The organism is Thermococcus aciditolerans (genome assembly GCF_008152015.1).
In the GTDB taxonomy this organism is placed as follows: Archaea; Methanobacteriota_B; Thermococci; order Thermococcales; family Thermococcaceae; genus Thermococcus; species Thermococcus celericrescens.
The window spans coordinates 1505201-1526704 of record NZ_CP041932.1 but is presented as its reverse complement, the minus strand read 5'-3'; the positions used below and the strand labels follow the sequence as shown (position 1 = coordinate 1526704).

20 protein-coding genes are annotated in these 21504 nt (G+C 57.8%); 12 read left to right on the top strand and 8 right to left on the bottom strand.

Features of this window, described 5'->3' with window-relative positions; all coding sequences use genetic code 11:
- Positions 1 to 79 precede the first annotated feature (79 nt).
- Positions 80 to 1945, top strand: coding sequence for an alpha/beta hydrolase family protein (locus FPV09_RS08385; protein ID WP_148883065.1), 1866 nt, complete (start codon positions 80 to 82; stop codon positions 1943 to 1945).
- Here the strand turns inward: FPV09_RS08385 and FPV09_RS08380 are convergent.
- Positions 1932 to 2630 carry a hypothetical protein gene (locus tag FPV09_RS08380; RefSeq protein ID WP_148883064.1) on the bottom strand — a complete coding sequence of 233 codons (699 nt, stop codon included), beginning with the start codon at positions 2628 to 2630 and terminating at the stop codon, positions 1932 to 1934. The genes FPV09_RS08385 and FPV09_RS08380 overlap by 14 nt on opposite strands.
- Before the next feature lie 155 nt (positions 2631 to 2785).
- Between FPV09_RS08380 and FPV09_RS08375 the strand changes: the two genes are divergently transcribed.
- From FPV09_RS08375 to FPV09_RS08365, 3 genes are read left to right on the top strand one after another with little or no spacing between them, the layout of a single operon-like run.
- Positions 2786 to 5761, top strand: coding sequence for an OB-fold nucleic acid binding domain-containing protein (locus FPV09_RS08375; protein ID WP_148883063.1), 2976 nt, complete (start codon positions 2786 to 2788; stop codon positions 5759 to 5761).
- Positions 5762 to 5766: 5 nt separating this feature from the next.
- Complete coding sequence (locus FPV09_RS08370) at positions 5767 to 7089, top strand: tripartite tricarboxylate transporter permease (RefSeq protein ID WP_148883784.1); 1323 nt, start codon at positions 5767 to 5769, stop codon at positions 7087 to 7089.
- A 6-nt stretch (positions 7090 to 7095) separates the two neighbouring features.
- On the top strand, positions 7096 to 8496 hold the full coding sequence (locus tag FPV09_RS08365) for a metal-dependent hydrolase (RefSeq protein WP_148883062.1): 1401 nt from the start codon (positions 7096 to 7098) through the stop codon (positions 8494 to 8496).
- Here the strand turns inward: FPV09_RS08365 and FPV09_RS08360 are convergent.
- A complete protein-coding gene (locus FPV09_RS08360; RefSeq protein ID WP_148883061.1) occupies positions 8493 to 9353 on the bottom strand; it encodes a class I SAM-dependent methyltransferase in 861 nt (286 codons plus the stop codon). The genes FPV09_RS08365 and FPV09_RS08360 overlap by 4 nt on opposite strands.
- 80 nt (positions 9354 to 9433) lie before the next feature.
- Between FPV09_RS08360 and FPV09_RS08355 the strand changes: the two genes are divergently transcribed.
- Both FPV09_RS08355 and FPV09_RS08350 read left to right on the top strand, forming a co-directional pair.
- Positions 9434 to 10147, top strand: a complete 714-nt coding sequence (locus FPV09_RS08355) for an RAD55 family ATPase (protein WP_148883060.1) — start codon at positions 9434 to 9436, stop codon at positions 10145 to 10147.
- Positions 10147 to 10590 carry a hypothetical protein gene (locus FPV09_RS08350; protein ID WP_148883059.1) on the top strand — a complete coding sequence of 148 codons (444 nt, stop codon included), beginning with the start codon at positions 10147 to 10149 and terminating at the stop codon, positions 10588 to 10590. Before FPV09_RS08355 ends, FPV09_RS08350 begins: the two co-directional genes overlap by 1 nt.
- On the opposite strand, the gene FPV09_RS08345 is transcribed toward FPV09_RS08350, so the two are convergent.
- Both FPV09_RS08345 and FPV09_RS08340 read right to left on the bottom strand, forming a co-directional pair.
- Positions 10591 to 11526, bottom strand: a complete 936-nt coding sequence (locus FPV09_RS08345; RefSeq protein ID WP_148883058.1) for a dipeptidase — start codon at positions 11524 to 11526, stop codon at positions 10591 to 10593. It lies immediately after the preceding gene.
- A complete protein-coding gene (locus FPV09_RS08340) occupies positions 11523 to 12605 on the bottom strand; it encodes a hypothetical protein (RefSeq protein WP_148883057.1) in 1083 nt (360 codons plus the stop codon). Before FPV09_RS08340 ends, FPV09_RS08345 begins: the two co-directional genes overlap by 4 nt.
- Before the next feature lie 63 nt (positions 12606 to 12668).
- Here FPV09_RS08340 and FPV09_RS08335 point away from each other — a divergent pair, with 63 nt between their 5' ends.
- Positions 12669 to 13220, top strand: a complete 552-nt coding sequence (locus FPV09_RS08335) for a DUF531 domain-containing protein (RefSeq protein ID WP_148883056.1) — start codon at positions 12669 to 12671, stop codon at positions 13218 to 13220.
- Positions 13193 to 13669: a signal peptidase I gene (locus FPV09_RS08330; protein WP_148883055.1), complete on the top strand. Its 477-nt coding sequence runs from the start codon at positions 13193 to 13195 to the stop codon at positions 13667 to 13669. Before FPV09_RS08335 ends, FPV09_RS08330 begins: the two co-directional genes overlap by 28 nt.
- A 137-nt stretch (positions 13670 to 13806) precedes the next feature.
- Here FPV09_RS08330 and FPV09_RS12235 read toward each other — a convergent pair whose 3' ends face one another.
- Together FPV09_RS12235 and FPV09_RS08325 are read right to left on the bottom strand one after the other, a co-directional pair.
- Positions 13807 to 13935, bottom strand: a complete 129-nt coding sequence (locus FPV09_RS12235) for a hypothetical protein (protein ID WP_281288770.1) — start codon at positions 13933 to 13935, stop codon at positions 13807 to 13809.
- Between the two features lie 4 nt (positions 13936 to 13939).
- Entirely contained in the window at positions 13940 to 14722 is a 783-nt protein-coding gene (locus tag FPV09_RS08325; protein ID WP_246112255.1) for a phospholipase D-like domain-containing protein, read from the bottom strand.
- 133 nt (positions 14723 to 14855) lie between these two features.
- Between FPV09_RS08325 and FPV09_RS08320 the strand changes: the two genes are divergently transcribed.
- Genes FPV09_RS08320 through FPV09_RS08310 form a run of 3 tightly spaced genes read left to right on the top strand, consistent with a single transcriptional unit; the run spans position 14856 to position 18353 of the window.
- Positions 14856 to 15152: a hypothetical protein gene (locus FPV09_RS08320; RefSeq protein ID WP_148883054.1), complete on the top strand. Its 297-nt coding sequence runs from the start codon at positions 14856 to 14858 to the stop codon at positions 15150 to 15152.
- A 55-nt stretch (positions 15153 to 15207) separates the two neighbouring features.
- The gene (alaS, locus tag FPV09_RS08315) at positions 15208 to 17949 is read left to right on the top strand and encodes an alanine--tRNA ligase (RefSeq protein WP_148883053.1); all 2742 of its coding nucleotides are present in this window, start codon (positions 15208 to 15210) and stop codon (positions 17947 to 17949) included.
- A gap of 35 nt (positions 17950 to 17984) precedes the next feature.
- Positions 17985 to 18353 carry a hypothetical protein gene (locus FPV09_RS08310; protein ID WP_148883052.1) on the top strand — a complete coding sequence of 123 codons (369 nt, stop codon included), beginning with the start codon at positions 17985 to 17987 and terminating at the stop codon, positions 18351 to 18353.
- Here FPV09_RS08310 and FPV09_RS08305 read toward each other — a convergent pair.
- Together FPV09_RS08305 and FPV09_RS08300 are read right to left on the bottom strand one after the other, a co-directional pair.
- Positions 18325 to 18789, bottom strand: coding sequence for a hypothetical protein (locus FPV09_RS08305; RefSeq protein WP_148883051.1), 465 nt, complete (start codon positions 18787 to 18789; stop codon positions 18325 to 18327). The genes FPV09_RS08310 and FPV09_RS08305 overlap by 29 nt on opposite strands.
- An 86-nt stretch (positions 18790 to 18875) precedes the next feature.
- Entirely contained in the window at positions 18876 to 19628 is a 753-nt protein-coding gene (locus FPV09_RS08300; protein ID WP_148883050.1) for a Nif3-like dinuclear metal center hexameric protein, read from the bottom strand.
- Between the two features lie 99 nt (positions 19629 to 19727).
- On the opposite strand from FPV09_RS08300, the gene FPV09_RS08295 reads away from it, so the two are divergent.
- Positions 19728 to 21503: a tRNA uridine(34) 5-carboxymethylaminomethyl modification radical SAM/GNAT enzyme Elp3 gene (locus FPV09_RS08295; RefSeq protein WP_148883049.1), complete on the top strand. Its 1776-nt coding sequence runs from the start codon at positions 19728 to 19730 to the stop codon at positions 21501 to 21503.
- Position 21504 lies beyond the last annotated feature (1 nt).

Here is a 21504-nt window from a genome sequence, read left to right as displayed (position 1 = left end):
AAACCTTCTCGCGTTTGTTACTGCGCACGATAGTTAAGTTTATATACTTTGGTGTCCATGATAGGCCGGTGATAGCGTTATGAGCAACATCGAATGGGATGAGAAGACCTTTTCTAGGTTTGCGTACCTGGGTGACCCGAGGGTGCGGGTGAGCTCCGTCGCCTACGTTCTCACCAAGGCCAACCTACAGGACAACAAATACGAGAGCACGGTGGTCGTTGAGGATCTTGAGACGGGGGCGAGGCGCTTCATCGAGAACGCCTCCATGCCGAGGATCTCGCCGGATGGAAAGAAACTCGCTTTCACGCGTCCCAACGGGGAGAAGAAGGCAACGGAGATATGGGTGGCAGACGTTCAGACTCTGAGCGCCAAGAGGGTTTTAACCATCAAGAACGTCCGCTCTGTGGAGTGGAACGACGACTCCAGAAGGCTCCTTGTTGTGGGCTTCAAGCGCCGCGACGATGAGGATTTCGTCTTCGACGACGATGTTCCGGTCTGGTTCGACAGCATGGGGTTCTTCGACGGTGAGAAGACCACCTTCTGGATTCTCGATACGGAAAGCGAAGAGGTGATAGAGCGGTTCGAGAAGCCGCGGTTTTCGAGCGGAATGTGGCACGGCGATTCCATACTCGTCAACGTCCCGCACCGCGAGGGCTCAAAACCAGCGCTCTTCAAGTTTTATGACATCTACCTCTGGAAGGACGGCGAGGAGGAGAAGCTCTTTGAAAAGGTCCCCTTCGAGGCCGTTGATTCCGACGGAAAGGCGATTCTCCTGAGGGGCAAGAAAGAAAAGCGGTTCATCAGCGAACACGAGTGGCTCTACATCTACGACGGCGAGCTCAGGCCCGTTTATGAGGGTCCGCTGGACGTCTACGACGCCAAGTTGGACGGGGGGAAGGTCTACTTCCTGACCCCCGATGCCGGCAGGGTGAACCTCTGGCTCTGGGACGGGAAGGCCGAGAGAATCGTTGCCGGTGACCACTGGGTCTACGGCTTCGACGTCCACGATGGGAGGGCGGTTCTGCTTATAGCGATCGCCACCCGCGTCCCCGAGCTCTACCTCTACGACGGCGAGCTGAAGCAGATAACCGACTACAACGGCCCGATATTCGATCGGCTCAAGACCTTCGAACCGAGGCACTTCCGGTTCAGGAGCAAAGATTTGGAGATAGACGGCTGGTACCTGAGGCCCGAGCTCAAGGAGGACGAAAAAGCTCCAGTGATAGTCTTCGTCCACGGCGGGCCCAAGGGCATGTACGGGCACCGCTTCGTCTACGAGATGCAGCTCATGGCGAGCAGGGGGTATTACATAGTCTTCGTGAACCCACGCGGCAGCAACGGCTACGACGAGGACTTCGCGCTCCGCGTTCTGGAGAGAACCGGTCTGGAGGATTTCGAGGACATAATGGCCGGAATAGAGGAGTTCTTCAGGCTCGAACCCCAGGCGGACAGGGATAGGGTTGGCATAACGGGCATAAGCTACGGCGGCTTTATGACCAACTGGGCGCTGACTCAGAGCGACCTCTTCAAGGCCGGCATCAGCGAGAACGGCATAAGCTACTGGCTGACTAGCTATGCATTCTCCGACATTGGGCTCTGGTACGACCTTGAGGTTATAGGCCCGAACCCGCTCAAAAACGAGAACTACCGCAAGCTGAGTCCGCTCTTCCACGCGGAGAACGTCAAGGCGCCGATACTCCTCATCCACTCGCTGGAGGACTACCGCTGTCCCCTCGACCAGAGCCTGATGTTCTACAACGTGCTCAAGGACATGGGCAAGGAGGCCTACATAGCGGTCTTCAAGAAAGGCCCTCACGGCCACAGCATCCGCGGAAGCCCGAAGCACCGCGCAAAGCGCTACAAACTCTTCATCGAGTTCTTTGAGAGGAAGCTGAGGAAGTACGAGGAAGGGTTTGATATTGAGAAGATACTCAAGGAGGGCTAAGGCCTCTTTCTTTGAGCTTTTCTTTCAGCCTCTTTTCGCTTCCCCGGAAGTAGAAGAGGCACCACCCGTTCCGGCAGAACAGCTTCAGCTCGCCCCTGACGTCATTGATGTCCCCCTTTCCCCGCGTGACCCCCACGAAACAGCCCCTGCCCCTCCAGGTTTTCGGCCCTTTGGGCCTCCACAGCTTCCGCGAGAGGGCTTCCCTCAGGGCCCAGAACTCGAAGGCGCAGCTGACGGTTCCGAAGCGGTGGTTGTGTTCTATGAGCTTCACCATGAACCTGAGGTAGTCCCCGTCTCTTGGCAGGTGCTCCGGGTTCGGGAGGTGTCTGAGGATCTCTGCCGGCACGGGCTTTCCGTCCGCGTAGAGCCTCGCGGCAGTGTAGAACGGAACCCACTCGTCCCCCGTCTCGATCAGCCTCACCCCCTCCCCCTCCGCCGCGGGCAGGAGTTCATCGAGGCGGTTGAACCCGGCCTGAACGCCAAGCAGAATACTCTCTTCGAGGTACTTTCCGAAGCAGTCCATGGGCATTCTCACTACCCTTTCGAAGAAGTAGTTCCTCTCGAAGGCCTCCGCAACGGCTTCAAAGGCCCTGAGATTGCCCCGGTGAAGCACCCTGCTGGCTGAGGCGACGAGCAGGGGGTGGAGCAGGTGCCTCCTCCTGTCCGTGACTATTACCGTCTTCACGGTCCGTCTTTTGAGTGAGGCCTTAAATTATTTTCCCCAGTTGTAACGTTCCACCTTATTCAAACCTGGTTACTCCTGTCCCGTTTTGACACGAAAGCGTTAAAAAGAGCATCCATCAACTGGGTTGCTACGTTAAATAATCCGGAGGTCTGCTCATGTCAGGGAAGAAGGGTGAGAAAAAGCTCTACTACCATGGACTCAAGGAGCAGAAGAAGCTCAACGTATCGAGGCTCAAATACCTCTCGATTCTCCTGTCTGTAATCGGCGTCGCCGTTCTGCTCGTTGCCGCCCAGAGCGCCCAGGCACCGCTCGTCAGGGTGAGCGACGTCTACGGCAACTACCTGATGAACTACGCCGTCGTCAGGATAAACGGAACGGTCGTTACGGTTCCCTACGTCTCCCAGACCGGCGGAAAGCTCGGCCTCACCTTTACGGTGGACGACGGAACGGGGCAGATAGACGTCAGGGTCTACTCCCCGCTCGCCGACGAGATGATACGGAAGGGTCTAGTCCCCTTCCCCGGCGACGAGGTCACGGCCGAGGTTCAGCTCCGCGTGAGGGAAACCTACACCTACTCGATGCTTCAGTACCTCGACGGCCTGAATTTCCACTCGAAACTCTACTCCGATAATCCGCCCATCGTCAAGTCCCTCAACGCCAACATGAGCGGCTCCTACGTGGCCGTTGAGGGCATCGTCACCGAGTTCTCCAACGTCAGCTCTGGCTACCTGATGACCGTCGATACCGGTGACTCCCTGATTTCCGTGCTCGTTCCGAGGGTTCTGCTCGTCTTCAACAACCTCTCCGTCAAGGTCGGCGACACGCTCTACGCCCCTGGAATAGTCTACCTCTACAAGGGCACCTCACCGGAGATAGTCGTCAGGAACCTCACCCGGCTCTCGGTGACCCCGATCGAAGAAGCTCCCGTCGTTCCGATAGGCGAGGCACCCAACTATCCGGGAATGGTCATGGCTGTTGAGGGAACGCTCGCCGGAATAACCTACGAGAACGGCCGCTACGTTCTGACCCTCACCGATGGAGAAGACTACCTCGACGCCCTCGTCCCGAGGGACGTTCTCGCGAACCTCAACCCCTTCAACGCCTCGAGCGAGAGCACGGTCAGGGTCGCGGGAAGAATGGGGGACGACGGCAGGCTCGTCACGGCCTACCTGGAGGTCGTTAGGCCTGTGAAGACGGAGTTCGAGCCGATAGGAACCCTCACCCTCGATATGCGCGGCTCGATAGCGGCCGTGAAGGGCAACATCGAGGAGGTCGATAGAATAGGCTCGAACCTTAAGCTCGTCATCGACGACGGAACCGGAAGGCTGGACGTCTTCATCCCCTCGGCCGCCCTCGCCGAGCTGTCCAACGAGACGATGGCCCAGCTTAAGGTTGGCCTCGGGGTCGAGGTCGCCGGCTACCTCGAGGAGTACCGCGGAAAGCTCGAGGTGGTCGTTTACACCGGAGGTGGAATAAAGGCCCTTGGAGAGCCTCTCCCGCCGGAGGAGATAGAGCTCCCGAAGGTCACCGCGGCTCAGCTCGCTGACTATGAGGGCCAGCTCGTGGATTTCGCGGGTTCAATCGAGGGCGTAACCTACGCCAACGGCACCTACTACCTCACCGTGGACGGCGTTAAGGCTTCGCTCCCGAGGGAGGCCCTGCTGAACCTCAACCCGCTCGAGGCTGGAACCGGGAGTCAGGTCACGGTCAGGGGCCTGGTCGAGAGCTCAATCCTTGTGAAGGGAGAGAACCTCACCGTTGAGGTGCCGATAGCTCCAATTCCGCTCAGACCCGATGAGGTTACCCCCGAGATGGAGGGCCAGCTCGTCGCGGTCGTTGGTAAAGTAACCGACGTGGCCAACCTCAGCGGCAACCTCAAGATAGTCGTCGGCAACCTTCCGGTCTTCGTGCCGCGCTCAACCGCCAACGAGCTGGCCTACGTCCCGGCCAAGGGCGACCTGGTGCAGATCGGCGGATACGTTGAAATCTACCGCGACGAGCCGGAGGTGGTGCTCTTCAACCCGGCCTCAATCGAGAAGATTGAGCAGGCTGGGCCCGTTGAGGGTACCGTCTCCGACCTGAAGACCGCGACGGAGCCCCTCCTCCTGACGGTTGCGTGGGACTCAATTGCTTACCAGAAACCCGACTACGCCTTGACTTTCCACGACTCCACCGGAAGCGCAGCCCTTCTCGCCGAGCGCTCCCTCCTGCCCAACCCGCTTAAAGCAGGAACGGGCAGCACGCTGAGGATAATAGCCGACCCTCTCTCCGGCAGGATAACCGCGCTGAACGTCACCAAGGCCAAGCCATCGCTGATCCTCAAGACCGGCTCGGTGAGCCTCTCGATGAAGGGCAGAACGGTCGCAGTGAACGGAACGGTTTCGAGCCTCTTCACCCTCGGAAGCAACCTTAAGCTTACCGTAGATGACGGAAGCGGCGGAATAGCGGTCTTCATACCCGGCGGCGCCAACCTGAGCGTCGGAAAGGGTCAGACTGTGCTCCTCGCTGGCTATGTGGACGAGTACGACGGCGAGGCCGAGGTTATAGTCTACGACCTCGATGCGGTCGTGGTGGCGGGGAAGCCCTCCGGAGGAACCGCGGGAATCGGAGAGGTGAAGGTCTCGGAGCTTTCCGCCGCCACCGGAAGGGTGAACCTCACCGTCACCTGGGATGGGCTGAGCTACGAGGACGGCTACGTCATGAAGGTCCACGACGACACCGGAAGCGCTGAGCTTCCCGTTTCGCGCGATGTCCTTCCCGACCCGAGGGAAGCGGGAACTGGAAGCACGCTGAGGATAACCTACGACGCCGACGCCGGTGAGGTGGTTTCCATAACCGTCGTCGAGGCGGTTCCGGCGGAGGAATTAAGGACGGGCGACGTTACCCTCGACCTCCTCGGAACGACTGTGGTCGTTGAGGGAACCGTGGTGGACGTCTACACCGGCAGTACCTTCGTCAAGCTGACCATCGACGACGGAAGCGGAGAGCTGGTGGTCTTCATACCCAAGAGCGTGGCAGGGGACTTAACCTTCAGCGAGGGTCAGACGGTCAGGATTGCGGGCTACGTTGCCGAGTACAAGGGAACCGTTGAGGTCATTCCCTACAGGAGCGACTGCATCGAGGTGAGGTGATGGCCATGGTTCCCCTTTCAGACCTTTTAATCTGGTCCCTTGCGGGGGTGCTCTTTGGCGCCCTCATATCCTGGATTCCGGGCTTCCACATATTCAACATAATGGCCCTACTCGTTGCCGTCTTCGGCGTTGGCGAGCTGATGCCGGTTCAGGCCTTCCCCTTCTTCGCCATCGGCGCCATAGTTGCCTACGCCTACGTGAGCGCGATATCGAGCGTCTACTTCAGCGTCGCCGATGAGAGCGCCGTCTTCCTCCTCTTCCCCACACAGCGCTACCTCCTCCTTGGTAGAGGCCACGAGGCGGTCCTGCTCTACCTCATCGGAGCGGTAGCGGGAACCCTCTTCCTCGTGCTGGGTGCCCTCTTCATCTTCCCGAGGGTTCTCCCGCCAATCTACCAGGCCACGAGTCCGTACATCACTTACTTCCTCGTCGCCATAGTGGTCTTCATGTTCATGAGCGAGTGGCCCAAGGAGGGCGACCGCGGAAGGACTCCGGCAGAGAGGCTCTGGCTGGCCTGGAGGCAGATACTTGGCGGAATCCTGGTGTTCTTCCTCTCCGGCCTCTTGGGCTTCATAGTCATGAACACCAACCTCCTGCCGACGACGAGCGCCTACACCAGGCTCACGCCGATGTTCATAGGCTTCTTCGGAATGTCCTGGGTGATACTCAACATACTCTCCAACCCGCCGATGCTCGAGCAGGTTCCCGACGACAGGGTTGAGAGTAGCCTCTACAACACCCTCAAGGCCAGCTTCGGCGGCGCCCTCGGAGGAACCATAGCGGCCGTTTACCCGATAATCACCGGTGGAATGGGGGCTTTGATAGCGGGCCACATGACGAGCCAGCGCGGAGACGACGCCTTCATCATAAGCCAGGGTGTGAACAGGGTCATCTACTACGTCGGAGCCTTCACGCTCCTCTTCCTGCCCCAGCTGAGGCTCACGAGGGGAGCTGCTGCTTGGCTGGTGAGTTCAATATACACCCCCAAGAGCTACGCCGAATACCTAGCCGCGATAGGCGTTATCCTGCTCAGCGCGGGCATAAGCTTCCTCTTCACCTACTACCTCTCCAGGTTCCTAGCCAAGAGCTTCAACGTCGTCCACATCAAGAAGCTCTCCTACGTGGTTGCAGTGACGCTCGTCGTCATCTCCTACCTCCTCACTGGACCGATGGGGCTGGCGGTGCTCTTCGTCTCGACGGCGATAGGCCTGATGGCGGCTGCTTTCAACACCAGGAGGAGCTACTGCCTCGGAGGACTTATCCTGCCCGTGCTCATCAGCATGACCGGCCACACCGGCTACTTCATGTCCCTGCTCGGACTGGGGTGATGGAAGATGAGGGGATTCACCCACTACATCTCGGGTCTCGCGGCGGCGACCTTCTTCGCCGCCCTCGTCGGTGATCTGCGCCTTGGCATACTCATTCCGGTCATAGCGGCTGCCGCCGCTTACTCTCCCGACTTCGTGGACTTCAAGTTCGGAAAGTTCCTGGAGAGAAGGGACTACGAGATAGACCCTGCCCCCTGGGACGAGAAGAAGCACTACGCGCCGAAGCTCGTTAAGGTAAGCGAGCTGAGCGAGGAAAACCGCTACCAGTTCTTCGCCGTTGAGGGCAAGGTCGAGGAGATACTGGCGAGGGGCTCTGGAAAGGTCTCCTACAGGGTTCTCCGCGAGGACGGAAGCGAGGAGACCGTCACGGAGAGCTACAACAGCATAGTCTTCACGCTCAGCGACGGAACCGGAAAGATAACCGTCGAAGCCTTCGGCGACGACTACGAGTTCTTCGAGGAGGAGTTCGGAAAAATCGAGGAGGGCAAGAAGCTGCTTGTCTTCGGCTACGTCGATGTCGAGGAGGACGGCTCGCTCAAGCTCGTCGTCAGCGATGCCCCCCACCCGCAGGGCATAGCGGACACCATAGCGAGGGCCATCGAGGAGGCATACCGCGAGGGCGAGAGGATAGTCAAGATACACAACATTCGCCTTCCTGGCGACGTTTACAGGCGCTTCTGGGTTCACCTCGACCCGCCCAAGAGAGAAGTCCGCGTCGAGATGGGGCCGATAGTAACGCCAGGTGGCGTTGCCATAGGCGGCGACGTTCCTGAGTACAGGAAGTACGGCATAGCCAAGGTGGACGTGCCCTTCATTAAGACCTATCCAAAGCCCACCAGGATAGACTCATTCTCAGGCCCGGAGATAGCCTTCAGGAGGGCTGAGTTCAAGGGCAAGACGGTCGTCAAGGACAGGTTCCTGCCCTGGCACCACGGCTTCAGCCACTCCCTCACGATGGGCATGATAATAGGCCTCGTCGTCTTCGCTTTCTTCAAGCTGATCGGCTATGAGCACGCGACGGAGCTTGCCCTCGCTTCGATGATCGGTCAGTGGCTCCACGTCTTCGAGGACCAGCTCGGCTTCATGGGAAGCAACCTGCTCCCGCCGATAACCAAGGACGTCGTTCCGGGCTTCAAGCTCGGAGAAAGCGGCAGCGGTTTGACCAACTTCTCGACGGCCTGGCTGATGATAGCATTTATGATATGGAACTTCAACCGCTTCACCGACCCGAGGCCTATACCAATAAGCGACGCCAAGCTGCTGCTCCTCCTGGCCTGGCCGTCGATAATAGGCTTTGGAATAGCAATAGTCAAGAGCTTCAGGCTTAGAAAGGAAATCTCGGAGCTCATGGACTACTACACCAATCTCGAAGCCTTCGAGGAGCTGGAAGAGGTCGGAGGGATTTAATTCTTCCCTCCTTTGTTTTCCGGTTTCCTTCCCATAACCCCGAGCGCCTCCTCGACCCTTCTAACCCCGGCGAAGCCTGCCCTTCTCAGTCTCTCCATGACGCCCTTCTGCAGGTCCTTCTTCCGATACTTCTTCCCTGGGTTGCCGACGTAGTGGAAGAGCCTCCCACCGGGTTTAAGAACCCTGAACAGTTCGCGGTAGAACTCTTCGGAGTAGAGTTGCCCGGCCAGAGAAAAGCGCGGTGGGTCGTGGATTATCACGTCAAAGCTCTCGTCCTTGAACTTCTTCACGACCTCGAAAGCGTCGCCCTGAATCACCTGAATCTTTCCGCCGGTGAAGAGCTCCCTGCTCCAGGGGTTTATCCTGGCGAGTTCGAGCACGTTCGGGTCCTTCTCGATGGTTATGACATAGGCCCCTCTCTTTGACGCCTCTATTGCCGTATACCCCAGCCCCATGCAGGTGTCGAGAACCGTTTCGCCCTCTCTCGGTTTTACGGCGTTCACCTTGTTCCTCGTGTCCTGGAGGGGGTTTACCTCCTTCGTGCGGTGCATTCTGATGCCGTTTATCTCAATCGTGGGCGGAATCGTGGGAACGAGCTTGTAGAAGTGCTCTCCTGCGATGGCGGCTTTGTAAACCCCACCACCTCTCACGAAGTAAACGCTACCCTCGTCCCTCGCGATCCTCTCGATGACGTCCCTCTCAACCCTGGTTCCATCTGGGAACATGAACCCGTCCCCGTCGAGGGTTACCAGCCACGAACGGCTGGTTTTCCTCAGGTCGAGGTTGAGCCTCGCTCCGCCCTTCGCGAAGAGCAGTCTTCTCGCGTCTTTTGCGGTTAAAAAGTACAACTCGTCCATGAAACTCCACCACTTTGATGCATCTGTGGGCTACTCTTTTATATGACTTCCGCCCAAATTATAAATCGGGGTGTGTATCGATGGGCCTCCCCGAGAGGATACCGAGTGGTATTAAGGGTTTTGATGAGATAATTGAGGGAGGACTCCTGCCGGGTAAGACGTACCTCCTCATAGGTCCGCCTGGCAGCGGTAAAACTACCTTTGCCATGCAGTTTTTGATTGAGGGAGCGAGAAGAGGGGAGAGGGTGGCCTACGTTTCCCTCATACACAATCCCGATGAGGTCGTCAAGGACATGGCCCGCTTTGACCCATCCGTTTGGATTTATGTTAAGTCCGGCAAACTAATCCTGTGTGACTTTGGAAAGGACCTGTGGAGGAGGTCTGGAAAGCCTCCAGCGTGGGGCGGGGTCCTCATGCAGGTGCGGGAGCTCGCGGAGAGGAACAGGATAAGCAGACTTGTTATCGATCCCTTAACCGCTATAGAATTCCAAACCAGCGATCCCGCGGAGAAAAGGGCCGAGCTTTCGAATTTCATCAGGGCAATTGAGGACCTAAACGTAACGACGTTTCTTGTGGCAGAGCTGACGGATTTGGACAAGTACACCGAGGAACACTATATAGCCGACGGCGTTATAATGCTGCACTACTTCATGAGCGAAGACGGATCGGAGATGGTCAGGGCCGTTCAGGTTCTCAAGATGAGGCGGACAAAGCATCTTACCAGGATGTTTGCGATGAAATTCTGCAGCAGTGGGCTGGTGGTTCTCGACGAATCTCCCCTTGGTGAGGCATGATGGATAGGGATTCCAAGCGGAGGATACGCCTGGGAGATGTCCTGAAGGAGGAAAACACACTCGAAAAAGCTTACCTGGCCGGATATCTGATAGGCTACGGCGGACATTCGGAGTGGAGTGGCTGGGCCAGGGAACTTAGGCGGAATGTCTACTCCAGGGCAGGGTCGGAAAACCTTCTGGACGAGGCGAGGATGGCGTATCTCCGGGGCAAGAGGGAGGGCATGGATGCCCGCTACAGGGATATACAGCGGGGCATTTACAGGGTTTCAAAGGTTGAAAAGGTCAGGATGCGCCGTTCGACCGAACGTTTTGCGCTGTTTGAGGGTTTGGGGGAGGGGGGTACCTACAGAAGGCCAAGGTTTCTGAGGCTTGGAAGGCTGGGGAACTCTTTGGGGATGCTCCGCCGGTCGTATGCAGGCCTGCCGAGGTTTCTCAGGAGGTAGTCACCCGACGACCCGCTCAAAAACACGCTCGAAGTTTTCGAAGGTTACCGCTTTAACCTCTTTCTCGCTGAGGGTCTCCGAGAGCCTCTCTATCAGGTGGGGTATCCTCGATTCGTCCTCGAAGCCCTCAACGCTCCTCCCGCTCCAGCCACTGAGGTAGTAAACGAAGTCGAAGCCGAGCCCAACGTGGCGGTAGCCGGCCAGATCGACCAGGTACGTTATGTGCTCCACGTACCCCTCCAGCGTTGCCCGCTCCCGGTGGATAAAGCTCGGGATGGCAACTGCACCTATAACGCCGTCCCTCTCTGCTATCGCCTTTATCTGCTCATCCGTCAGGTTCCGCGGATGGTCGCACAGCCTCCTCGCGTTGGAGTGGGACGCTATGACAGGGAACGCCGTGACATCCAGGGCGTCCCAGAAGCCCCTGTCGTTGATGTGGCTGAGGTCAAGCAGTATCCCGAGCTCCTCGGCCTTTCCGACGACTTCAACGCCGAAGTTCGTCAGTCCGCTCCCCGTTCTCTCAAAGACCCCGTCAGCTATGGCGTTTCTCAGACTCCAAGTGAGCGTCAGAACCCTCAAGCCGAGGCGGTGGAAGAGCTCCAGCAGACCAAGGCTCTCCCCTATCGGCTCCCCGCCTTCAAGGCTGAGCCACAGGGCGACCTTTCCGTCCCCGATGGCATTTTTCATTCCATCGACGGTTGTGACCAGCTCAAAGCGCTCGCTCTCCCCGACGTCCTTAAGCAGGGAGTTCAGGACCTCAAAACCGTAGGCCGTTGCGTCTCCCCTTCTCTCCGGCCGCGTCCAGATGGCCATAACCCTGGCCCTAACCCAGGGACCGAAGAACCTCTCGAAGTTCCTCTCCAGCACAAGGCTCCTTCCGTTCATCCTCTCGTCGTGGATGAGCGTTGGCAGGTCTGAGTGGGCGTCGAATATCACAGCTTGCCCTCCCTCAGCGTCTCGATTTCAATGAGGGCTTCTTCTCTCACCTGGGGGTCCGGGATGTTGATTGCAAGTTTTTCGGCACTGTCGACATCTTCGTTGAGGGCCAGTTCGATGGCTATTGCCTTCATTGCCTCGCTCTTCTTTCGAATGTCCTTTATCTTTATGGCGAACGCCAGTGCCCTCTTGAGGCTTCCCAGCGCTGTGAGCAGTCTGGCTATCTGCTGAACGTTCGCCTCGGTGAAATGCGGGTTCTGACAGTTCTCAAAGGCCTTATCCACAACGTCAAGGTACTCTGGGTTGTTCACTCTTTTCATCCACAGTGCTATCTCAAGTGCCCCTATGAGTCTAACTACGCCGCTGTAGTTCCTGTCCAAGATCGCCAGCGCGTAGTGATTTTTGCCCTCCAGGAGCGCCCGCCGAATCTGGGGGAGACCAACGTCGTAGACGGTTTTCGTTAGCTCTATTTTCTTTTCAACTATGGCCGCCTGCTGGTTAACGTTGAGCTTATCGAATATATCAAAGGACATCTCATAAAATTTTAGCGCTCTGCTGGAGGGTACGCTGTCTCCCGCCTTTTCCAGAAGTTCCGCAATCTTCAGCAGGCCGTCTACTTTGAGGCGGTACGCCATTTCCGCGTTAATGATGCTGTCAAAAGCGAGGTCAAAAACCTCCAAAGCCTGCTCTGAGTATCCAGAGAGGGCCATGTGGTACGCGAGGAATGCCAGGGCTATTCCCTTCTCCGTGGGATCTTTTACCCTGTCCAGCTCCTCTATGGCGCTGTTAAAAAAGTCCGCCGCCTCATCATGATACTCCATTCTTCCTAGGGCGGAGGCTATCATCGAGTACCCCATAGCCCTGTCCGTTGGGTAATCTATTTTTTGTACTATGTACGTAGCATCATCAATTATGGTGGGTATCCAATCCGCCGGCCCTCCTTTGGAGTGTATCGTAATGGCCATCTGGGTCATGGCGTCCACTTTGTCCAGTGGGTCGTTGAGCCTCTCTATCTTCTCCAGTGCCTCCTCATAGTAGCCCCGTTCTATCAGGGGAATGACATCCTCAAGCGTCGTCATACTAACTTTTTAATTCGCTCTAAATCCTTATAAATATTTATTGATTATCCGAGGTGAGGAGTTATGCTGACGATAGCCCTGTACAACACCTACGACTCCAAGAGGCTCCATGAGGCCCACCTGCGCGCCATAGCCCGAGCGGGACCCATAGCGTATGCCTACGGCTTTCACCTGGCCCTGGTGGGCTTCCCCTTCGAGGGCAGGCCGATCGATGTGGCGGAGGAGATAAGCGGCCACACCACGATAGGCGAGGGCGGCAGGTACCTCATGGAACTGGCGGAGGGGAACCGCTTCCACCTTCTGGACTTTCCCAGGCGGGGCTTCCCGCCGCAGTTCGGAACACCCGTTGCCACCACCAGGAAGCCCAGTGCTGAGAAGGAGATAACACCCCTTGAGCTCGCCGAACGCGCCCTCCGCGGTGAGAGCTTTCTCCTCCTGGTGGGCCTCGGGCGGCACGGCCTCCCCAAGGAAATCTTTAAGACCGCCCGCTACCACATGGACATAACTGGAAAAAGGGTGAGCCTCGAAACGTGCACCGCCATCGGTGCCATTCCTGCGAGGATAAGCACCCTCATGGAGGCTCTGAGATGGAAGACGGGTGGAAGAAGGATATAGCATGGGTGCTGATAGCGGTCATAGTTGTCTTCATCTTCCAGTTCGGCCTTAAGGTTGCGCTCCACACCGACTCCCCCCTCGTCATAGTCGTCAGCGGCTCGATGGAGCCCGTCTTCTACCGCGGGGACGTCGTCCTGCTGAAGGGGATAAGCGAGGAGAACATCGACGATGTTCACATCAATGACGTCATCGTTTACAAGCGTCCCGGCTACGAGTATCCCATCATCCACCGCGTCAGGGGGATAAGCGAGGTGAATCTCGGCGGCAAGACGGAGAAGTGCTTCCTCACGTGGGGCGACAACAACTGGGCCCCTGACCCCGAATACCCGACTCCCTACGGTATGGTGCCGTGCGTCCCGGCCTACGCCGTCGAGGACAAGGCCCTGCTGGTGCTCCCCAAGATAGGTCTGATTCCCCTCGAAATCCGGGAGAGTCTGGGCCTGGGATGATGTGAGGGTAGGTGGCCGAGCGGTGCGATGAGGAACTAATCGGCCCCTGACCGGGAACTTTTGCCGGGCGGAGGCGTGATCTAAATTCGTTTTTATTTTGTTAGAACATCCGTAACCGCCGGGATTGGGGAGATGCCTCAGTTTTTCACCTCCACCTTGAACTCCCGCGCCTTTCTCTTCATTCTCCACTCCTCGACCTTCCTCACGAACGGGCAGCGGGAGCGCCAGCGCCAGTAGGCCCTTTTCAGTCCATCCAGCATTTTCATCGACCTAATACCCCCTTTTAATCTCCTCGAAGTACTCCAAGAGCGACTCCGCAATCTCCTGGGACTCGATTCTAACGCTCACCTCGTGATTCCAGTCCAGCGCGGCCTCGCTCCAGTTGTGACTTCCGATGTAAACCACCCTGCCGTCTATCACCACCATCTTTGTGTGGAGGGTTACCGAGGGGGAATCAAAGACCACATCGACCCCGTTGGAGCGGAGGTAGTCGTAGGTGGCCCTGTTGTCCTCGATGCCGTTTTCGAGTATCACGTGGACGCTCACGCCCCTCTTCCTGGCCTCCACCAGCGCCCTTATCAGGTCGTTGGCGTGATCGTAGCTATCGTTGGGGTCGTACTTCATGAGGAACATAGTGACGTAAACGCTCTCCCGCGCACCGCGTATGTCCTCAATGAGGCTCCTGTAATACGTGTCGTCCACCAACAGTTCTGTCGGGGGGGCGTTCTCCTCCCTTTTTGACCCCTCCAGCAGGCAGTCGCGGTACTTCGCGCTGAGCTCCTCCAGGCTCTCACTCGTCCGGGCTAACGTCGAGTTCAGGAGCCGGAGGTTCTCGATGCAGGCGGTGAGGTTCTTTCTGAGCTCCGTTTCAACGCTGCGGTTCTCGATGTACTTGGTTTCTGTCACGGTGAGGGTTTCGGTGACCGTTCTGGTTTTTTCCAGAGTAACGGTTTTCTCAGTGGTGGCTTCCAGGGTTGATGTTCTCCCAAGACAGCCCGCCACTGCGAGCATCGCTGCCACCAGTACGGCCGCTAGGTACACTTTTGATCGCATGGATGGTCATAGGAGGCACGCCTTAAAGCTTTAGCGGGTGAAACCTTTTAATGTCCCCGCCGTATCCCCTGTGGTTGGGATGATGAGTCTGGAGCCCCCTGATCGGTGAGGAGGTTTCGCGGGGCTGACCGAGATGATAAGGGAACGCCTCTGTCGGGAGTACTTGGAGGAAATCGACCGGCTGGAGCGCTCGCTCCGGGAGCTGGAGGAGGAGCTTATAGAGCTGAGAATGCAGCTGAACCTCAAGGTGGACGAGGCCAACAGGCTCGCCATAGAGAACGCAAGCTTGAGGCACAGGATTGAGATGATGGAGCGGCGCGAGAAACGATTGGTGGAGTTTCTCCGGAAGCTTAAGATTCCGGTAATATACATCGACGAGGAGAGGTTTGAGGACGTGGATGTGGACCTCGGTCCCGATTCGAAGGACTGAGGAAAACCTTAATAGCCCAACTTCATTTTCTACTTCAGTTTAAGAGGTGAGGCTAATGAGCATGGATATGACCACGAGGATGTTTAAGGAAGAGGGGTGGATAAGGAAGCAGTGCCCCAAGTGCGGCAAGTTCTTCTGGACGCTCGATCCGGACAGGAAGACCTGCGGTGACCCGCCGTGTGACGAGTACTCCTTCATCGGAAAGCCCGGAATCCCGAAGAAGTACAGCCTGGAGGAAATGAGGGAGGCGTTCCTGAGCTTCTTCGAAAAGCACGGCCACGGGAGGGTAAAGCGCTTCCCGGTTCTCCCCCGCTGGCGCGATGACGTTCTCCTCGTCGGGGCTTCGATCATGGACTTCCAGCCATGGGTCATAAGCGGTGAAGCGGACCCGCCGGCCAACCCCCTCACGATAAGCCAGCCGTCGATTCGCTTCACCGACATAGACAACGTCGGAATCACGGGCAGGCACTTCACGATATTCGAGATGATGGCGCACCACGCCTTCAACTACCCGGACAAGCCGGTTTACTGGATGGACGAGACTGTGGAACTGGCCTTCGAGTTCTTTACCAAGGAGCTCGGGATGAAGGGTGAGGACATAACCTTCAAGGAGAACCCCTGGGCCGGCGGAGGAAACGCGGGCCCGGCCTTCGAGGTGCTCTACCGCGGTCTTGAGGTTGCTACCCTGGTTTTCATGCAGTATAAGAAGGCGCCAAAGGACGCCGACCCGGCTCAGGTTGTGGAGATCAAGGGCGACTACTACGTCCCGATGGAGACGAGGGTCGTTGACACCGGCTACGGCCTTGAGAGGCTCGTCTGGATGAGCCACGGGACGCCTACCGCCTACGACGCCGTCCTCGGCTACGTCGTCGAGCCCCTGAAGAGGATGGCGGGTGTGGAGAAGATAGATGAGCGCATCCTCATGGAGAACTCCCGCCTGGCGGGTATGTTCGACATCGAGGACATGGGCGACCTGAGGTACCTCTGCGAGCAGGTAGCCAAACGCGTCGAAATCAGCGTTGAGGAGCTTACAAAGGCTGTGAGGCCCTACGAGCTGATATACGCGGTGGCCGACCACACCAAGGCCCTTACGTTCATGCTCGCCGATGGCGTTATCCCGTCCAACGTCAAGGCGGGCTACCTCGCGAGGCTCCTGATAAGGAAGAGCATAAGGCACCTCCGTGAGCTCGGCCTCGAGGTCCCGCTGGCGGAGATAGTGGCCATGCACATCAGGGAGCTCTCGCCGACCTATCCCGAGTTCAAGGAGATGGAGGACGTCATTCTCGACATCGTCAACGTCGAGGAGAGGCGCTACCAGGAGACCCTCAGGCGCGGAAGCGACCTCGTGAAGCGAGAGGTGGCCAAGCTCAAGAAGGCCGGCAAGGACGAGATTCCGCTCGAAAGGCTCCTCCTGTTCTACGAGAGCCACGGCTTAACCCCTGAGATCGTCGCGGAGGTAGCGCAGAAGGAGGGAATCAGGGTCGAGATCCCTGACAACTTCTACACGCTGGTCGCTAAGGAAGCGGAGAGGGCAGAGAAGAAGGCCGCCGCTGAATACGCCGTTGACTTCGAACTGGTCAAGGATCTCCCTGACACGAGGACGCTCTACTACGAGGATCCGTTCATGAGGGAGTTCGATGCCGAGGTTCTCAATGTCATAGACGACTGGGTGGTGCTCAACCAGACCGCCTTCTATCCGGAGGGCGGCGGCCAGCCGTGCGACCTCGGTGAGCTCGAAGTTGAGGGGGAGAAGGTCGAGGTCAGGGACGTTCAGAAGATAGGGAAGGTCATCCTCCACAGGGTCGAGAGGCCGGAGCTCTTCAGGCCCGGCGCGAAGGTTCACGGAAGGATCGACTGGGACAGGAGAATCCAGCACATGCGCCACCACACCGGAACCCACGTCCTCATGGGTGCCCTCGTAAGGGTTCTCGGAAAGCACGTCTGGCAGGCCGGTTCACAGCTCCACACTGACTGGGCCAGGCTGGACATAAGCCACTACAAGCGCATAAGTGAGGATGAGCTCAGGGAGATTGAGAGGCTCGCCAACAGGGCCGTCATGGAGAACAGGAAGGTGACCTGGGAGTGGCTTCCGAGGACCGAGGCCGAGATGAAGTACGGCTTCCGCCTCTACCAGGGCGGTGTCGTTCCTGGAAGGACGATTAGAGTCCTTAAGATTGAGGACTGGGACGTCCAGGCCTGCGGTGGAACGCACCTGCCCAACACCGGTCTAATCGGTCCAATCAAGATTTTGAGAACCGAGCGCATACAGGACGGTGTTGAGAGGATAATCTTCTCCGCCGGAGAGGCCGCGGTTGACTGGATGCAGGAGACCGAGAGGCTTCTCAAGAGAACCGCCGAGACCTTCCGCGTCCCGCCCGAGAAGGTGCCGGAGACTGCCGAGCGCTTCTTCAGCGAGTGGAAGGAGGCGAGAAAGGAGGTCGAGAAGCTCAGGAAGGAGCTGGCCAAGCTCCTCGTCTACGAGCTCGAGGGGAAGGTCGAGAAGGTTGGGGAGGTTGAGTTCATCGGAGCCGTCGTTGAGGGCGCGATGGACGACCTCCGCGAGGCCGCCAACAAGCTCAGGAAGGAGAAGCGCGTCGTCGTCCTCATCAGCAGGGAGGGCCACTTCGTCGTTGCCGTTGGCGACGGCCTGGACGTAAAGGCCGGGGAGCTGGCCAGGGCAGTAACCTCAGTCGCCGGCGGCGGCGGTGGCGGAAGGAAGGAGCTCGCCCAGGGCAGGGTGAAGAACCCGCTGAAGGCGGAGGAGGCGATAGAGGAGGTTAAGAGAAGGCTCGGCTGAGCCCCCGTTCTTTCTTCCCTTCTTCCATTAGGGGAGTGATTTGCATCAAGGTCAAAACCCTCACCCGGCAGGTCGTTGCTCTCTGCGGGGAGCTGGGCCTTAGAGCCGTTCCGGAATACCGAACGCCCGACGGCACGAGGATAGACATCGCGATCCTGCGGGATGAGCGAAAGCTCCTCGCGATAGAGCTTGAGGCCTCCTTCAAGTGGTTTCCCCAAAGGGTTCTCTACGATGTGGTTAAGGCCCACCGAGCGGGTTTCCCGGAGCTCTGGGTTGTCACACCCTTCCGCGGCAACCCTGGATGGGTTCGGGGATACGCTGAGGAGCTTGGGCTGACCCTCAGGATAATGGGAGAAGAGGAGGCAATTTCAAGGCTCAAGACTTGCTCTCCTTGCGGTACTTGATGTATATGACGTCCTCCGCATGCCACATGGGTATCTTGTCGCCGGTTATCAGTATTTCGGCCTGGCCCTTCTGGTAAACTATCTCCTTGGTAAGCTCCGGTGGGAGCTGGAACTGTACGTAAACTTCACCGGGGAGGCCCTCTTTCTCGACCTGGATTCTGAATTCGTCGCTGCCCCTGTAGCTCATATCTCCGTAGCGCACTAGGTATGAGGTTCCCTTGGGAAACGCTATCTTCAGCTCAAAGGAGTCCACGTGAGGCTCTATTCTCATGGTGAACAATCCGACGCCGTCCTTCGTTACGAATGTGACGCTTTGATTGTCAATGTAAAATACCTCTTTGTACTCTATACTGGCGGGTGGTATCTGGGCAGTGTGGAACGCGTAGGCCACTAGGGCTACAGTGATGACCGCCATGATTACCAGTGCCTTGTTCACGAGTATCCCCCTCCATAAGACTCTCCCGGAAGGTTATTAACACTTTTGTGTAGGTGTTTACGATGATAAAATGAAACGTGTCGGTTTCAAAGCCCCGTCGGCTCGTCTATGAAGAGAACCTCCACGTCAAACTTTTCTCTGAGGGCCCGCATCAGAGCCTTGACTCCGAGAGTCTCGGTCTTGTAGTGGCCGGCAACGAGGACGCTCTGGGGCAGATCGATGGCCGTTAGATAATCCGCGTGGGTGAATTCGCCCGTTACAAGCAGGTCGATTCCCTTTCTGTGCGCCTCCTCGAGTGCGAAGGCCCCGGCGCCGCTCACGGCACCGACGGTTTTTATCTCCCTCGCCCCGAACTCGTAGGTCTTCACGGTCGTTCCGAGCTTCTCGGCGATTATCTGCGCCACCTTCTCGATCGACTGCGGCTCATCGAACTCTCCATAGAAGCCCACGCTCAGCCCCCTGTACTCGCCGAAGGGGCCCCTGGGCTCAATGCCAAGAATGCGGAGCAGTTCGACGTTGTTGCCGACCTCGGGGTGGGCGTCGAGGGGCAGGTGGGCGGCGTAGAGGTTTATCCCGCTCTCCATGAGGGCCTTCAGGCGTCTGTAGTGTATCCCGGTGATGTATCCGAGACCGCCCCATATCATGCCGTGGTGGACCACCATCATGTCGGCTCCGGCCTTTGCGGCCCTCTCGATTGTTCTTAGCGTTGTATCAACTGCAAAGGCGACCCTTTCGACTTCCGCCTTCCCTTCCACCTGGAGACCGTTGCTCGACTTGTCAGGGTAAGCCTGAACGTTGAGGTATTCGTCAAGGAAAGCAACGAGCTCGTCGCGGTTCATTCTCCCACCTCATATTCACTTGGTGAATTATTCACTAACTGAATATGTCCTGCAAACCCTTTTAAAACCGAGCCTCAACTCCAGCCGAGAGGTGTTGAGATGGGCGAGGGTGAGTTTAGGAAGGCCGTTGAGGAGCTCGCGAGGGCCGTCATGAACGGCGAGATAAAGGGCCGTGAGGAGCTCAACAGGTATAAGATAGCCGTATCCAGGAAGTATCATCTCTCAAAGATTCCCGGTAACTCGGACATCCTCAAGGCCATCCCGGAGGACAGGCGCGAGGAGTTCAGGGACCTGCTCAAGAGAAAGCCGACGAGAACGATAAGCGGCGTCGCTGTAGTCGCCATGATGACCAAGCCCTTCCCGTGCCCCCACGGGCGCTGCATCTACTGTCCCGGAGGACCGAGCGTCGGCTCCCCCCAGAGCTACACCGGAAGGGAGCCCTCCGCCCTGAGGGCCGTTCAGAGCGCCTACCATCCGTACATCATCATGATGCGTCGCCTTAAGCAGCTCACAGACATAGGGCACGACGTGGACAAGGTGGAGGTCATAATCCAGGGCGGCACCTTCCCAGCCGTGGACCTGGACTACCAGGAGTGGTTCGTCAAGTGCGCCTTCAAAGCGATGAACGACTTCCCGCACTTCAAAGACATCGAAAACCTCGAGGAGAAGCTCGTCAGGCTGATAGTCCACAGTGATGAGTCCGTCTTGGAGGAGGACCCGAAGTTCAAGGAGGCCTGGGAGAAAACGCACGCAAAGCCCTACTATTACCTCGAAGACGAGCAGAGGAAGAACGAGAGGGCTAAGGTCAGGATGGTTGGTTTAACCATCGAGACGCGTCCGGACTGGGCCTTCGAGAGGCACATAGACAGGATGCTGAAGCTCGGAACGACAAGGGTTGAGCTTGGAGTGCAGACCATATTCAACTTCATCCACGAGAAGACCAGAAGGGGACACGGCGTCGAGGAGATAGTTAAGGCCACCCAGCTTTTGCGCGACGCGGGCCTTAAAATCAACTACCACATAATGCCCGGCCTGCCGGGAAGCAACTTCGAGAGGGACCTCTACACCTTCCGCGCCATCTTCGAGGATCCCCGCTTCCGCCCGGACATGCTGAAGGTGTACCCCACCCTGGTTACGGCAGATGCACCGCTCTACCGCTGGTGGAAGGAGGGTAAATACCGCCCCTACCGCACGGAGGAGGCGGTGGAGCTTCTCGTCGAGGCCTACAGGTTCTTCCCGAAGTGGGTTCGCGTGATGAGAATCCAGCGCGACATCCCGGTTCAGCTCATCGTTGACGGCGTCAAGCACTCCAATCTAGGTCAGCTCGTCTTCAATGAACTCGTAAAGAGGGGCATAAGACCGAGGGAGATTAGGTTTAGAGAAGTCGGCCACATGATGGAGAAGTTCGGGGTTCAGCCCGAGGTCGAGCACATAAAGCTCCTCCGCGAGGACTACGATGCCGCCGGGGGAAGGGAGATATTCCTGAGCTTCGAGGACACAAAGAACGACGTTCTTATCGGCTTCATCCGCCTCAGGATTCCGAGTGAAAAGGCCCACAGGAAGGAGATAAACTGCTGTCCCTCCTCGATAGTCAGGGAGCTCCACGTGTACGGGCCGCTCGTGCCGATAGGTGGGAAGCCGAAGTACGAGTGGCAGCACAGGGGCTACGGAAGGGAACTGCTGGCGGAGGCCGAGAGGATAGCGAGAGAGGAGTTCGACGTGAAGAAGATGCTCGTCATCAGCGGGGTGGGGGTTAGGAACTACTACAGGAAGTTTGGCTACCGGAAGAACGGGCCCTACGTCGCCAAGAGGCTCGATAAAGGCTACGCGGACTTTGAGACGGGAGGCCACTTCGATGGACACCTGAACACATAGA

Bases quoted from the DNA above. Each gene is read 5' to 3' on its own strand.
- FPV09_RS08385 (WP_148883065.1), top strand. From the start codon at position 80: ATGAGCAACATCGAATGGGATGAGAAGACCTTTTCTAGGTTTGCGTAC.
- FPV09_RS08375 (WP_148883063.1), top strand. From the start codon at position 2,786: ATGTCAGGGAAGAAGGGTGAGAAAAAGCTCTACTACCATGGACTCAAG.
- FPV09_RS08370 (WP_148883784.1), top strand. From the start codon at position 5,767: ATGGTTCCCCTTTCAGACCTTTTAATCTGGTCCCTTGCGGGGGTGCTC.
- FPV09_RS08365 (WP_148883062.1), top strand. From the start codon at position 7,096: ATGAGGGGATTCACCCACTACATCTCGGGTCTCGCGGCGGCGACCTTC.
- FPV09_RS08360 (WP_148883061.1), bottom strand. From the start codon at position 9,353: ATGGACGAGTTGTACTTTTTAACCGCAAAAGACGCGAGAAGACTGCTC.
- FPV09_RS08355 (WP_148883060.1), top strand. From the start codon at position 9,434: ATGGGCCTCCCCGAGAGGATACCGAGTGGTATTAAGGGTTTTGATGAG.
- FPV09_RS08350 (WP_148883059.1), top strand. From the start codon at position 10,147: ATGGATAGGGATTCCAAGCGGAGGATACGCCTGGGAGATGTCCTGAAG.
- FPV09_RS08340 (WP_148883057.1), bottom strand. From the start codon at position 12,605: ATGACGACGCTTGAGGATGTCATTCCCCTGATAGAACGGGGCTACTAT.
- FPV09_RS08335 (WP_148883056.1), top strand. From the start codon at position 12,669: ATGCTGACGATAGCCCTGTACAACACCTACGACTCCAAGAGGCTCCAT.
- FPV09_RS08330 (WP_148883055.1), top strand. From the start codon at position 13,193: ATGGAAGACGGGTGGAAGAAGGATATAGCATGGGTGCTGATAGCGGTC.
- FPV09_RS12235 (WP_281288770.1), bottom strand. From the start codon at position 13,935: ATGAAAATGCTGGATGGACTGAAAAGGGCCTACTGGCGCTGGCGCTCC.
- FPV09_RS08325 (WP_246112255.1), bottom strand. From the start codon at position 14,722: ATGCGATCAAAAGTGTACCTAGCGGCCGTACTGGTGGCAGCGATGCTC.
- FPV09_RS08320 (WP_148883054.1), top strand. From the start codon at position 14,856: ATGATAAGGGAACGCCTCTGTCGGGAGTACTTGGAGGAAATCGACCGG.
- alaS (WP_148883053.1), top strand. From the start codon at position 15,208: ATGAGCATGGATATGACCACGAGGATGTTTAAGGAAGAGGGGTGGATA.
- FPV09_RS08300 (WP_148883050.1), bottom strand. From the start codon at position 19,628: ATGAACCGCGACGAGCTCGTTGCTTTCCTTGACGAATACCTCAACGTT.
- FPV09_RS08295 (WP_148883049.1), top strand. From the start codon at position 19,728: ATGGGCGAGGGTGAGTTTAGGAAGGCCGTTGAGGAGCTCGCGAGGGCC.